This is a genomic window from Herbaspirillum sp. DW155 (assembly GCF_037076565.1).
Taxonomy (GTDB): Bacteria; Pseudomonadota; Gammaproteobacteria; order Burkholderiales; family Burkholderiaceae_D; genus Herbaspirillum.
Map to the genome: position 1 here is coordinate 1,065,242 of NZ_AP029028.1, position 13,134 is coordinate 1,078,375.

A 13,134-nucleotide genomic window follows, 5' to 3' on the forward strand; every position below is an offset into this window, starting at 1 on the left:
ATGTCGCCTCCACTTGTCCACGTCCAGTCTCCGACCACGCCGCCGGCACAGGCCGATGTGGTTGTCATCGGCGGCGGCATCGTCGGTATTTTCACTGCCTACTACCTGGCCAAGCGTGGCATCTCGGTGGCGGTGGTCGAGAAGGGCCGCATCGGCGCCGAACAATCCAGCCGCAACTGGGGCTGGTGCCGCCAGCAGAACCGCGACGCCCGCGAACTGCCGATGGCCACCAAGAGCATCGACCTGTGGGAACAGTTCTCCGCCGAGACTGGCGAAGATACGGGCTTCAACCGCTGCGGCCTGCTGTACCTGTCCAACGACGATGAAGAAATCAACCGCTGGGCCGCCTGGGGCGAGTTCGCCAAGACCGCCGGCGTGACCACCTACATGCTCGATTCGAAGCAGGCAGCCGAACGCGGCCACGCCACCGGCCGGGCCTGGAAGGGCGGGGTGTTCTCGCCCACCGACGGTACCGCCGATCCGGTCAAGGCAGCGCCGGCCGTGGCACGCGCCATCATGAAGCTGGGCGGCCACGTGATCCAGCAATGCGCCGCACGCGGCATCGAAACCGAAGGTGGTCGTGTGTCGGGCGTGATCACCGAAGCCGGCGTCATCAAGACCAAGGTGGCCGTCATGGCCGGTGGCGCGTGGGCCTCGTCGTTCTGCCATCAGCTGGGGATCCGCTTCCCGCAGGCCTCGGTGCGGCAATCCATCATGAGCGTGGCGCCCATGGACCAGCCCCTGCCGGGCGCGCTGTACACCTCGGGCGTAGCCGTCACGCGCCGCAGCGATGGTTCGTATGCGCTGGCCATCAGCGGCCGTGCCCGTGTCGATCCGACCATGCAGTTCCTGCGCTTCTCGCCGCAGTTCCTGCCCATGTTCGCCAAGCGCTGGCGCAGCCTGTCACCGGGCGGTCTGGAAGCCTGGCGCAGCGGTCACGAGACCCTGACCCGCTGGCGCCTGGATGCGCCCACACCGATGGAACGCATGCGCATCCTCGATGCCTCGCCCGATCCGGTCTCGATCCGCGCGACCCATCGCCGCGCCGTGGAACTGCTGCCGCAACTGGCACAGGCCAGGGTCACCCACACCTGGGCCGGTTATGTGGACAGCACGCCCGATGGCGTGCCGGGTATCGGTGAATTGCCGCAGACCCCGGGCCTGATTCTGGCGGCGGGTTTCTCCGGTCACGGCTTCGGTATCGGTCCGGGTGCCGGTCACCTGATCGCCGATCTGGCCAGCGGTGTCGAGCCTATCGTCGATCCGCGTCCTTATCACCCCAATCGTTTCTCCGATTCGTCCTGGGGCAAGGTGGCGGACTTCTGAGGGCGCTCAGCGCCGCCAGGGCGTGGGCTGGAAAGCCCGCCTGGCGGCCTCCAGAAACACCCGCTGGCGTAGCGTCAGGCCCTGGCGACCGGGCAGCAGTGCCATGATGGGCGCCGGGTCGAGCTGCCAGCCGGGCAGCACCCGTTTGAGGGAGCCGTCGGCCAGCAGGTGGGCGCAGTCCCATTCCGAGCGCGCCACGAAACCTTCGCCATCGAGCGCCCAGTCGCGCGTGATGGTGCCGTCGTTGGACGAGAGTGCGCCGTTGAGCTTGACGGTCAGCGCCTTGCCGCTGCGGCGCCCGGCACTGTCGATGGGCGTGAAGCGCAGGCGGCTGAGATCATCGTCGTTCTCGCGCAGGCTCAGGTAAGGGTAGTCGGCCAGCTCGGAAGGATGCCTGACCCGCTGCATGCGCCGCGCCAGCGCCGTGGAGGCGCACAGGAAGCGCTCATTGGGCGCGAGGAAGTGGCCGACCCAGGAGGAACTCTTGACGCGGCCGATGGAAATGATGGCGTCGGCGCCACTGGCAGCGGCCAGCGGACTCTCGGCCAGCAGCAGCGAGATGTTCAGCAGGGGATGGCTGCGGTGCAGGTCGCGCACCAGCGGGGCCACGTAGCGCCGCCCGAAACCGAAGGGGGCCACCACCCGCAGCGAGCCGCTGATGTTGGCCAGCGATCCGCGTTCCCCGCGGTCCGATTCGCGCGAGACACTGGCCGTGATGGATTCGATGCGCTCCAGGATGTCCATGGCTTCCTGCACCAGGCGCTGTCCTTCATCGGTGAGCGCGAAACCGCGCGCAGCCCGGTTGGCCAGGCGCACGCCGATGCGGTCCTCGATGCGCTGCAGGCGCACCGTCACCGCCGGGGGCGTGAGATCGAGCAGGCGGGCGGCGGCGGCCAGCGAATTGGCCGAGCCCAGGGCGCGCAGCAGTTGCATGTCATCCAGTTGCAGCATTAAAAACCTCTTAATGGTGAATTGAACGAACATTAAACATCGCTAAACGCTTTTTGGCTACAGTCCATCTCGGTAATAGCGTCGGCTATCCTGGCCGGCCTGCCGTTTTCAGCCCCGACACATCATGACCCAAGATTCCCGCAGCACCGATGCCGCCTCCGCCGTCCTCCGCACCATCAACCCCGCTGGCCTGGCCACGCCGGGCGGTCACTACAGCCACGTGGCCATCGGCAACGGCATGGTCTTCGTCTCCGGCCAGTTGCCCATCGACGCGAGCGGACGCAAGCTCACCGAGGCCTCCTTCGAGGTGCAGGCGCAGCAGGTGCTGGCCAACGTCGAGGCGGCGCTCTGCGGTGCCGGCAGCAGCATCGGCAGGCTCTTGCAGGTGCGCATCTACGTGACCGACGTGGCGCACTGGCCGGCTTTCAACGACATCTATGCGCGCTGGGCCGGCGATGCCCGCCCGGCGCGTGCCGTGGTGCCGGTGCCGGCACTGCACTTCGGCCTGCAGATCGAGGTGGAGGCCACGGCGCTGCTGTGAGCGCCGGTCCTCCTTCCACGCAGTACATGTAACGCATCCAAGGACATCCGACATGAGCACTTCCGCAGTTTCCGCCGCCTCCGCCTCCGCTCTTTCTCCGCTGGCCCACCTCACCCGCCATGAGCGCCTGGACCATTTCTACATCGACGGCCAGTGGCAGCGCCCGCAAGGCAGCGACCGCGTCGCCGTGATCTCGCCTGCCACCGAAGAGCGCGTCTGCGAGATCGCGCTGGGCAGTGCGGCTGATGTCGATCTGGCGGTGCAGGCAGCCCGTCGTGCTTTCCCCGCCTGGGCCGCGACCTCGCCGCTGGAGCGCGCCGCGCTGCTGGGCCGTGTGCATGCCTTGCTGGTGGAGCGCACCGAACTGTTTGCGCAGGCACTGACGCTGGAGATGGGAGCCCCCATCACCTATGCACGCACGGCCCACGTGCCGCTGGCCGCTGAACACCTGCGCGTGGCGCGCGACAACCTGGCTGACTACCCCTTCATTCGTCCGCGCGGCACCACCGCCATCGTGCGCGAACCCATCGGCGTGTGCGCCCTCATCACGCCCTGGAACTGGCCGATCTACCAGATCACCGCCAAGGTCGGCCCGGCACTGGCGGCCGGTTGCACCGTGGTATTGAAGCCGAGCGAACTGTCGCCGCTGTCGGCGCTGCTGTTTGCCGAGATCGTGCATGAAGCCGGTGTCCCGGCCGGTGTATTCAATCTGGTCAACGGCAGTGGCGCCGAGGTCGGTGCGGCCATGTCCTCGCATCCACAGGTGGACATGATTTCGATTACCGGCTCCACCCGCGCCGGCGTGCTGGTGGCGCAGGCCGCCGCCGTCACCGTCAAGCGCGTGGCCCAGGAGCTGGGCGGCAAGTCGCCCAATGTGGTGTTGCCGGATGCCGATCTGGAACGTGCCATCCCGCCGGGCGTGGCGGCGGCCTTCCGCAACATGGGCCAGTCCTGCAGCGCGCCGACGCGTCTGATCGTGCCGCGCGTCGCGCTGGATCGTGTGCATGAACTGGCGCTGGCGACAATTGCGCAGATGAAGGTGGGCGATCCCACGGATGCTGCCACCACGCATGGTCCGCTGGCCAACCGCACACAATTCCTGCGCGTGCAGCAGATGATCGAGGCCGGCCTGCAGGACGGCGCACGCCTGCTGGCCGGTGGCCCCGGCCGCCCGGACGGGCTGGAGCAGGGCTACTATGCACGGCCCACGATTTTCTCGGAGGTCCACACCGACATGGTGATCGCCCAGGAAGAAATCTTCGGTCCGGTGCTGGCCATCCTGCCCTATGACACCGTGGAAGAAGCCATCGCCATCGCCAACGATACGGTCTACGGTCTGGGCGCGCACGTACAGGGCAGCGACAAGGACCAGGTGCGCGCAGTGGCGGCGCGCATCCAGTCCGGCCAGGTCCACCTGAACTATCCGGCCTGGGATCCGCAGGCGCCCTTCGGTGGCTACAAGCAGTCCGGCAACGGGCGCGAGTATGGCGTCGAAGGGATGGAAGAATACATGGAAGTCAAATCTATCCTGGGCTATTACGCCTGATTGCGCGCAGCGCCTGCACCCCATCACTGAGCAACATTGAGCATCATGGAACACACTGAACATCAGCACGACAGCCTGCACCAGCACCGCGCCCACTGGGCCGGCCTGCGCCGCGACCTGCATGCGCATCCCGAGCTGCGCTTCGAGGAACACCGCACCGCCGACGTGGTGGTGCGGGAACTGCAATCCCTGGGCTACACGGTCACACGCGGCCTGGGCGGCACCGGCGTGGTCGCCAGCCTGCCGGGCAGCGACCCGCAGCGCGGCATCGTACTGCGCGCCGATCTGGATGCCTTGCCCATCGTCGAGGCCAACGATTTCGCGCACGCCTCCAGCAGTCATGGCGTCATGCACGCCTGCGGTCATGACGGCCACACCGTCATGCTGCTGGGGGCGGCGCGCGTGCTCAAGCAGCAGCCGACCTTGCCGGGCAGCGTGCACTTCGTGTTCCAGCCGGGAGAAGAAGGCGGGGCAGGGGCGCGCAAGATGATCGATGACGGACTGTTCGAACAGTTTCCCACCGAGGCCGTGTTCGGCATGCACAACTGGCCGGGCCTGCCGGCCGGGCAGTTCGGCTTGCGCACCGGTCCCATCATGGCGGCCGGTTCGCGCCTGAGAATCACCATCACCGGCAAGGGCGCCCATGCGGCCCAGCCGCACCTGGGGCTGGACCCGATCCCGCTGGCCTGTTCCATGGTCTTGCAGTGCCAGACCATCGCCGCGCGCCACAAGGACCCGGTGGACCCGGCCGTGATCTCGGTGTGCATGTTCCATGCAGGCGATACCGACAACGTGATTCCCGACCGGGCCGAACTGCGCGGCACCATCCGCACGCTGTCGTCCACCTTGCAGCAGAAGCTGCAGGAAGACATCCGCCGCATGTGCCACGCTCTGGCCGAGGCCTATGGCGCGCAGGTCGAGGTGGAGTTCTTCCAGTATTACCCGGCCACCATCAATACACCGGCCGAGACCGATTTCTGCGAACGCGTCATTCGCCAGACCTTTGGCGATGCACGCATTCGCACCGGCATCCCGGCCAACATGACCTCGGAAGATTTCGGCTTCATGCTGGAAGAGCGGCCCGGCACCTATGTGCTGATCGGCAACGCGCCGCCAGACCGGGCCTCGCACTCGCTGCACCACCCGCACTACGACTTCAACGACGACATCATCGAAGAAGGCGTGCGTTACTGGGTGGCGCTGGCGCAGTCTTATTTCGGCAACGGGCCGCAGCGCTGAAAGCGCCGCATCATCACCAGCCGTTGAAACGCGGCCAGATCGCCACGCTGCCATCGGCGGCGATGGCGTGATACTCCTGATACTGCGCACCGGTGGCGCAGGCGTGGTTGGGCAGGATGCGCAGGCGCGTGCCGATGGGCAGGCGCTCGGCGATGCGGGTGTCGGGTTGGCCCTGGCGTGACAGGATGCCGTGCTCCTGATTGGCCCCGCTCATCAGGTAGCCTGCCAGCACCTTGCCGTCTTCGGTACAGACCTGGCCATAGCCGAAATCCTGCCTGCGCCCTTGCGTGCCCCGGTCGCGGCTCATGGCCATCCAGCCTGCATCGACAATGGCCCAGCCTTTCTCGGACTGGTGGCCGATCACGGTGGTCAGTACGCTCAGGGCGATTTCATCGAGCGTATTGACGCCCACGTTGTGCATCACCAGATCGAACATCGCATAGACACCGGCGCGCACCTCGGTCACGCCGTGCAACTGTTCGGCGCGCAGGGCAGTGGGGGTCGAGCCGATGCTGACCGCTGCGCACGGCAAGCCCGCCGCGCGCAGGCGCCCGGCAGCGTGGACGCAGCCGGCGCGCTCCTGTTCGGCCACGCGGATCAGGGCCGCGTCGTTGTCGTAGTCATAGCTGGAGCCGGCATGCGCGATCACCCCGCCCAGGCGCATGCCGCCTTCGTGCAGCGCGGTGCCCACGGCCAGCAGGCTGTCGTCTTCCGGGGCGATGCCGGAGCGGTGGCCATCCACGTCGATCTCGATCCAGACCTCGAAGCATTCATCGTTGGCCTGGCCGAAGGCCACGATGGCCTCGGCACACACCACGCTGTCGGCCACGATCTTCAGATCACAGCCCCGGCGCCGCAGCGCCAGCGCCTGGCCCAGTTTGGTGGGCGCCATGCCCACGGCGTAGACGATATCGCTGATGCCTGCGGCAAAGAACTGTTCGGCCTCCTTCAAGGTGGAGACGGTGATGCCGCGTGCGCCCGCCTGCACCTGTGCCTGCACCACTTCGTGGCACTTGGTGGTCTTGACGTGCGGACGGAAACGCACGCCCAGCGCATCCATGCGTTGCTGCATGCGGGCGATGTTGCGCTCCATGCGGGGGATGTCGATCAAGGCGGCGGGCGTGGGCAGGGTGGCCAGGCTCATGGGGAACTCCTGAAGAGGGTAGGTCGATGAGCATGGACTATAGGAGATCGGGCTTGCGCCGTGCTTAATGCTCGCTGAATCGGGCATTAAGCTGCGTTTAATGCAGGAACCGGCATTCCACCCCCCCCGTCAGCCCTGCCGGAACTGCCGTATCGTCTCCAGCACGTGCACGGTGGCCTTGTCCAGATTGGGCAGGGTGCGATGGGCCACGCCGATGTGGCGTTTGAGCACCGGCGAGAGCGGCAGGATGCGCACATCCTTGTGACGTTCCAGTTCGGCCGCCAGGGGCTGCTCCAGCGGCAGGATGGCCGCGCCGTAGCCGGCGGAGACCAGGCTCTTCATGGCTTCGTTGTAGTTCAGCTCGATGCGTGCGCGCGGGTTTTCCCCGGCCTCGGCAAACCAGGCCATGGTGAGCCGGTACATCTGCGTGGTGGCATCGTTGAAGATCATCGGCTTGTCCACCAGCCAGCCCGGCTTGATGGCCGCGGGCGATTTCCAGGTGGCGGGCAGGAAGGCCATCATGCGGTCGCTGCGCCAGTGGGTGATCTGGATTTCCTTGGGAGTCGGGATGGGTGTGGCGACCAGGCCGATGTCGAGCGTCCCTTCCTGCAGGCGCGCCATGGTTTCGTTCGAGCCCATGATGTTGACCTCCACATCGATGCCCGGGTAGCTGCTTTCCAGCTGGCGCAGTACGCGGGGCAGCAGGTTCACCACCACGCCGGTCGACGTCCCCAGCCTTACCCGGCCGACCTTGCCTTCCACGTGCTTCCTGGCGACATCGAGCAGATCGTCGGCATCGCGCAACAGGCGTCTGGCCCGGTCGATCACCAGCGCGCCCAGCGCCGTGGCCTGTACGCGGCGGCTGCCGCGCATGAGCAGGGCGCTGCCCAGGCGCTCTTCGAGGTCGCTGACATGCAGGCTGATGGTGGGCTGCGCCAGGTGCAGCGCATTGGCCGCAGCCGAGAAGGTGCCGAGGTCGACGATGGTGACCAGCGTGCGCAACTGGTCGAGGCTGAGTTCTCTCATCAGGTTTCCTGATAGTGGCTGTCATCAAACTCAATTTTACCAATGACTGCGATTGGCGGATGATCTGCGCATTCATCCAGGGAGAAGTCCATGTGGCACATCGTCAGCCAGGTCCTTGCCCGCGTCCTCGGGGACCATCACGCTTCACACGGGGGCGCCGCGCTGGAAATGCGGGAGATGGGGCCGCGCGAGTTCAATGACCTGGGCATCGGTGCGAGCGAGATGCCTTTCTTCCTGCAGAAGCAACCGGATGAGGTGCGTCCTCATCGCCACAAGGAGGATATCCATGCAACATCTTGCTGAAGTGATCGGACTGGCCGCCACGCTGAGCCTGGCCACCATGAGCCCCGGACCCAGCTTCGTGATGGTGGCGCGCACCTCGGTGGGCGGCGGACGATCCAATGGCCTGCTGGCGGCACTGGGCATGGGCATCGGCGGCGTGGTCTTTGCCGGGGCGGCCTTGCTGGGGCTGCATGCGGTGCTGCTGGCGGTGCCTTCGCTGTATCTGCTGTTGAAGTTCGGGGGCGGTGTTTATCTGGCCTACATGGGCTGGCGCATCTGGCGCGGGGCGCGTACGCCCTTGATGGCCGACGACATCGCACAGTGCGACGCATCACCGTCCGTGTCCCGGCGATCCCTGTGGCTGGGCCTGGTCACCCAGCTCAGCAATCCGAAGACCGCCATCGCCTACACCAGCGTGTTTGCCGCCTTTTTGCCGGCCGAGACCTCGCTGCCCTTCAAGGGGCTGACGCTGTTGCTGGTCTTCCTGATCGAAGCGGGATGGTATGGGCTGGTGGCCGTGGCGCTCTCTTCATCGCGTCCGCGCCGCTGGTACGTACAGGGCAAGCACTGGTTCGACCGCATAGCGGGCGGCGTCATGATGACCCTCGGGTTCAAGCTGCTGATCTCGCGCGCGGGGCCGTGAAAGGGCGCGATTGACTGTACGCGAGGTCAGTGCACATGGCCGACGTCAGGCGCTCTGGCGTCGGCAATATCGCTTCAATCCAGCTTGAATTTCCCCACCACTGCGGCCAGATTCCCCGCCTGCCCCTTCAACGAATCCGCTGCCGCGGCTGCCTGCTCCACCAGTGCGGCATTCTGCTGCGTGGTCTCATCCATCTGCGTGATGGCGAGATTGACTTCGTTGATGCCGCCACTCTGTTCCTGCGTGGCCGCGCTGATCTCGGCCACCACGTCGGTCACGCGGCGCACGCTGGCGACCACTTCATTCATGGTGCTGCCGGCACGTTCCACCAGCTCGCTGCCGGCGCTGACCTTCTGCACCGAGTCATCGATCAGTTCCTTGATCTCCTTGGCCGCGCCCGCCGAGCGCTGGGCCAGTGAACGCACTTCGGAGGCCACCACCGCAAAGCCACGTCCCTGCTCACCTGCGCGGGCCGCTTCCACGGCCGCATTGAGTGCCAGGATGTTGGTCTGGAAGGCAATGCCGTCGATCACGCTGATGATGTCGGCAATGCGGCGCGAACTCTCGGTGATGCCTTCCATGGTCCGTACCACCTGGCTGACCACCTCGCCGCCCTGGCTGGCGATGTCGGAGGCGGTGGCCGCCAGCTGGTTGGCCTGGCGTGCGTTGTCGGCGTTCTGCGTGACGGTGGAGGTGAGCTGCTCCATCGCCGAGGCGGTCTCTTCCAGCGAGCCGGCCTGCTGTTCGGTGCGGTTGGACAAATCCAGGTTGCCGCGCGCGATTTCGTTGGAGGCCGTGGCGATGGTGTCGGTGCCCTGGCGCACTTCGCTCACGATGTCGCGCAGGCTTTCGTTCATGGCGCGCAGGGCTTCCATGAGGCGTCCGGTTTCGTCACGGCCGGCCGGGCGGATGCGCAGGGTCAGGTCGCCACGCGCCACGCGCTGGGCGATCTCCACGGCTTCCTTGAGCGGCCGCGCCACATTGGCCGCCACCACGAAGGCCAGCAGCGAGCCGATGATCACGGTGGCCGCCAGCAGGCCCACGATCCAGCGCTGCGCTGCGCGGAACACGCCCGAGGCTTCTTCATCGGCGCGCGCACTGCCGCTGGCATTGAGCTTCACGATAGCGTTGAGATTGCCCACCATGGCGTTGTAGAGCCTGGCCGATTCGCCGTTGAAGAGGGCGCGCGTCTCGTCATACTGCTGATTGGCGGCCATCTCGGCCAGCTGTTCATCCACCTTCAGATAGGCCGCGAGGTTCTTGCCGAACTGGGCGTATTGTTCCTTTTCTTCGGGCTCGGACATGCGCTCTTCGAAGACCGCGCGCTGCTTGGCCAGCGCGTCCAGGCGCGCCTTGATGGACTGGTTGGCGGCGCTGCGCTCCTGCGGCGTGACCGCCGTGACCAGCTGCAATTCGGTCAGGCGCAGCGGCGGCAGCGAACCTTGCAGTTCGCGCGCGGCATCCATGGTCGGCATCCACTTGCTGACGATTTCGCCGGAAGCATTGTTGACCTGCTTGAGTTCCCTGATGGCGAACAGCCCCTGCAACAGGGTCAGTGCAATCACCACCGCAAAGGACAGCGCCAGCTTTTTGGCGATGTTGAGGTTGTAGAACCAGATCATGTCTTCCTCGCATTCGATTTATATCGTTTTCAGTGTCCGATCCGGTTCATGCGGTCGATGTGTCGAAACGTCACTGGCGAGGCCGCCCGTTTGGCGTGCGGGCGTCAAGAGTGCGGACCGCACGGGGGTGTGGTCGCGGGAGCAATGAAGTGCTGGTGATGTCATGCGGTCATGCCGTCACGAAGCCTTGGCTTCCTGCCCATCCTGTCTCTCTTGTAGCCAACGGCATCCCTCTGCCGCCGGCGCTTGCTGGTTCGATGGTCGCATGGCTGGATCGGAGTCGATATTAATCACCGGCAAGATTTCCGGCCAATGAAATTAATCATGCAGGCAATGTGCTAATTGATATCGATTGTTGTCATGATGTCAGACAAGATTGTTTATCTGGCTACTTTGGGGAGAGAGCGTCGCTGTAATAAGATGTGCATAAAATTCACTTCAGAGCCTGTCTTGCCCTATGCGCCGAAAGATTCCCTCTACCCAGGCCATGGCCGTCTTCGAGTCCGCCGCGCGGCACCAGAGCTTTACCAAGGCGGCGCAGGAAATGGCGGTGACGCAGAGTGCGGTCTGCCGTCAGGTGGCCGCGCTGGAAGAATTTCTGGGTCTGAAGCTGTTTCGCCGCACCAAGCGCGGCGTGCGTTTGACCGAGGCCGGCGTGAGCTACAGCCATCAGGTCGGCCAGCGTCTGGACGAGATCGAACGCGATGCGCTGCACCTGATGTCGCGCGATGGTCATGGCGATGTGCTGGAGCTGGGCGTGATGCCGACCTTCGCCACCAGATGGTTGCTGCCGCGCCTGCGCTCCTTTCTGGAAGCGCATCCGGGCGTGACGGTCAACCTGCGCCCGCGCACCCGGCCCTTCCTCTTCGAGGAGACCAATCTCGATGCCACGCTCTACGCCGGCCAGGCCAGCTGGCCCGGTACCGAAGGCGTGTTCCTGATGCGCGAGAACATGGTGGCGGTGGCCAGTCCCGAACTGATCGGCAGCAACCGCACGCTCACGCCCAACGGGCTGCTTGCTTATCCGCTGTTGCAGCAGAGCACGCGGCCTTACGTGTGGCGGCAATGGTTCGCCTCCTTCGGCATGCAGGTGCAGAACGATCTGGTGGGTACGCAACTGGAACTGTTTTCCATGCTGACCCAGGCGGCCATCGTCGGCATGGGCGTGGCGCTGATCCCGCGCTTTCTGATCGAGGACGAATTGCGGCGCGGCCTGCTGGTGGTGGCCGTGGAGCATGATTACCTGAGCCCCTACTCCTACTACCTGATCTATCCCGAGCGCACCTCCGAGCGGCCCTTGCTGCGGCTGTTCCAGGAGTGGCTGGAAGAACAGGCCAGGGCGTACCGACTGCCCAGCGGACTCGGCTGAAGAGGGGCGCTACGCCTGTCTCGACAGGCGGAATCGGAGTGCGTCCTGCGCACATGTCGATGCAAACAATTCGTTTGCGCCGGTGCCGACCGGCACGTATATTTTTGCCCATCGCCGCAGCCGTGCCGCTGTCCGCAGGACAGGGCTGGTGCCGCACCCGTTGATCCCAAGAAGAGGCCTCCATGAGCGCAACGCCACAACGACATTCCTTCGATTACGCCGACCCCCTGATGCTGGAGCAGCAACTGAGCGAGGACGAACGCCAGGTGCGCGATGCCGCCCAGGCCTATTGCCAGGACCGCCTGGCGCCGCGCGTGCTGGAGGCTTTCCGCCACGAGAAGATGGACGTGAGCATCTTCCGCGAGATGGGCGAACTCGGCCTGCTGGGGGCCACCATCGATGAGCAGTATGGTGGCGCCGGTCTGAACTACGTCTGCTATGGCCTGATCGCGCGCGAAGTCGAGCGTGTCGATTCCGGCTATCGCTCCATGATGAGCGTGCAGTCCTCGCTGGTGATGACACCCATCAACGCCTTCGGTACCGAAGCGCAAAAGCAGAAGTACCTGCCCAAGCTGGCCAGCGGCGAATGGATAGGCTGCTTCGGCCTGACCGAACCCAATCACGGCTCCGACCCCGGCAGCATGATCACGCGTGCGCGCAAGGTGGCGGGCGGCTACAGCGTCACGGGCAGCAAGATGTGGATCACCAACAGTCCGGTGGCCGATGTCTTCGTGGTGTGGGCCAAGGATGAAGCAGGCGATATCCGTGGCTTCATCCTCGACAAGGGCGCCAAGGGACTTTCGGCACCGGCCATTCATGGCAAGGTCGGTCTGCGTTCATCGGTCACGGGCGAGATCGTGATGGACAACGTGTTCTGTCCCGAAGAAAACGCCTTCCCCGATGTGCGTGGACTGAAGGGCCCGTTCACCTGTCTCAACAGTGCCCGTTACGGTATCGCCTGGGGCGCGCTGGGTGCGGCCGAGGATTGTTATGAACGCGCACGTCGCTACACCATGGAGCGCCAGCAGTTCGGCCGTCCGCTGGCGGCCAACCAGCTGGTGCAGAAGAAGCTGGCCGACATGCTCACCGACATCGCGCTGGGCCTGCAAGGCTGCCTGCGCCTGGGACGCCTGAAGGACGAGGGATATGCCGGCATCGAGCAGACCTCGATCATGAAGCGCAACAGCTGCGGCAAGGCGCTGGACATCGCCCGCATGGCGCGCGACATGATGGGCGGCAATGGCATCTCCGACGAGTTCGGCGTGGCGCGCCATCTGGTCAATCTGGAAGTGGTCAATACCTACGAGGGCACCCACGATGTGCATGCGCTGATCCTCGGCCGGGCCATCACCGGGCTGGCGGCTTTCTCCAACTGAAGCGACATCGCCTGCAAGCCGCCTGTACGGTGGCTTGCAGGCGAATTGTTTCCTCTCCCGCTCCTCTCT

General features: G+C 65.4%; 12 protein-coding genes. 8 read left to right on the forward strand and 4 right to left on the reverse strand.

Translation table 11 applies throughout. The features are described 5' to 3' along the window. A complete protein-coding gene (locus AACH55_RS04810) occupies window positions 1-1,326 on the forward strand; it encodes an FAD-binding oxidoreductase (RefSeq protein ID WP_338718293.1) in 1,326 nt (441 codons plus the stop codon). A gap of 6 nt (window positions 1,327-1,332) precedes the next feature. Here AACH55_RS04810 and AACH55_RS04815 read toward each other — a convergent pair whose 3' ends face one another. Continuing rightward, entirely contained in the window at window positions 1,333-2,277 is a 945-nt protein-coding gene (locus AACH55_RS04815) for a LysR substrate-binding domain-containing protein (protein WP_338718294.1), read from the reverse strand. 124 nt (window positions 2,278-2,401) lie between these two features. Here AACH55_RS04815 and AACH55_RS04820 point away from each other — a divergent pair, with 124 nt between their 5' ends. From AACH55_RS04820 to AACH55_RS04830, 3 genes are read left to right on the forward strand one after another with little or no spacing between them, the layout of a single operon-like run. Then, window positions 2,402-2,818 (forward strand): RidA family protein, encoded by a 417-nt coding sequence (locus tag AACH55_RS04820; RefSeq protein ID WP_338718295.1) that lies wholly within the window; start codon window positions 2,402-2,404, stop codon window positions 2,816-2,818. Between the two features lie 52 nt (window positions 2,819-2,870). After that, window positions 2,871-4,364 (forward strand): aldehyde dehydrogenase family protein, encoded by a 1,494-nt coding sequence (locus AACH55_RS04825; RefSeq protein WP_338718296.1) that lies wholly within the window; start codon window positions 2,871-2,873, stop codon window positions 4,362-4,364. Between the two features lie 45 nt (window positions 4,365-4,409). Then, on the forward strand, window positions 4,410-5,603 hold the full coding sequence (locus AACH55_RS04830; RefSeq protein WP_338718297.1) for a M20 aminoacylase family protein: 1,194 nt from the start codon (window positions 4,410-4,412) through the stop codon (window positions 5,601-5,603). Between the two features lie 13 nt (window positions 5,604-5,616). On the opposite strand, the gene AACH55_RS04835 is transcribed toward AACH55_RS04830, so the two are convergent. Then, window positions 5,617-6,747 carry a DSD1 family PLP-dependent enzyme gene (locus AACH55_RS04835; RefSeq protein WP_338718298.1) on the reverse strand — a complete coding sequence of 377 codons (1,131 nt, stop codon included), beginning with the start codon at window positions 6,745-6,747 and terminating at the stop codon, window positions 5,617-5,619. A gap of 129 nt (window positions 6,748-6,876) precedes the next feature. Further along, window positions 6,877-7,773 (reverse strand): LysR family transcriptional regulator, encoded by an 897-nt coding sequence (locus AACH55_RS04840; RefSeq protein ID WP_338718299.1) that lies wholly within the window; start codon window positions 7,771-7,773, stop codon window positions 6,877-6,879. A 90-nt stretch (window positions 7,774-7,863) separates the two neighbouring features. Here AACH55_RS04840 and AACH55_RS04845 point away from each other — a divergent pair, with 90 nt between their 5' ends. After that, window positions 7,864-8,076 carry a hypothetical protein gene (locus AACH55_RS04845; protein WP_338718300.1) on the forward strand — a complete coding sequence of 71 codons (213 nt, stop codon included), beginning with the start codon at window positions 7,864-7,866 and terminating at the stop codon, window positions 8,074-8,076. Beyond that, a complete protein-coding gene (locus tag AACH55_RS04850) occupies window positions 8,060-8,698 on the forward strand; it encodes a LysE family translocator (RefSeq protein ID WP_338718301.1) in 639 nt (212 codons plus the stop codon). Before AACH55_RS04845 ends, AACH55_RS04850 begins: the two co-directional genes overlap by 17 nt. Window positions 8,699-8,772: 74 nt before the next feature. Here AACH55_RS04850 and AACH55_RS04855 read toward each other — a convergent pair whose 3' ends face one another. Continuing rightward, a complete protein-coding gene (locus tag AACH55_RS04855) occupies window positions 8,773-10,320 on the reverse strand; it encodes a methyl-accepting chemotaxis protein (protein ID WP_338718302.1) in 1,548 nt (515 codons plus the stop codon). A 457-nt stretch (window positions 10,321-10,777) separates the two neighbouring features. Here AACH55_RS04855 and AACH55_RS04860 point away from each other — a divergent pair, with 457 nt between their 5' ends. Continuing rightward, the gene (locus tag AACH55_RS04860) at window positions 10,778-11,689 is read left to right on the forward strand and encodes a LysR family transcriptional regulator (RefSeq protein ID WP_338718303.1); all 912 of its coding nucleotides are present in this window, start codon (window positions 10,778-10,780) and stop codon (window positions 11,687-11,689) included. 182 nt (window positions 11,690-11,871) lie between these two features. Beyond that, the gene (locus AACH55_RS04865; RefSeq protein WP_338718304.1) at window positions 11,872-13,065 is read left to right on the forward strand and encodes an acyl-CoA dehydrogenase; all 1,194 of its coding nucleotides are present in this window, start codon (window positions 11,872-11,874) and stop codon (window positions 13,063-13,065) included. Window positions 13,066-13,134 lie beyond the last annotated feature (69 nt).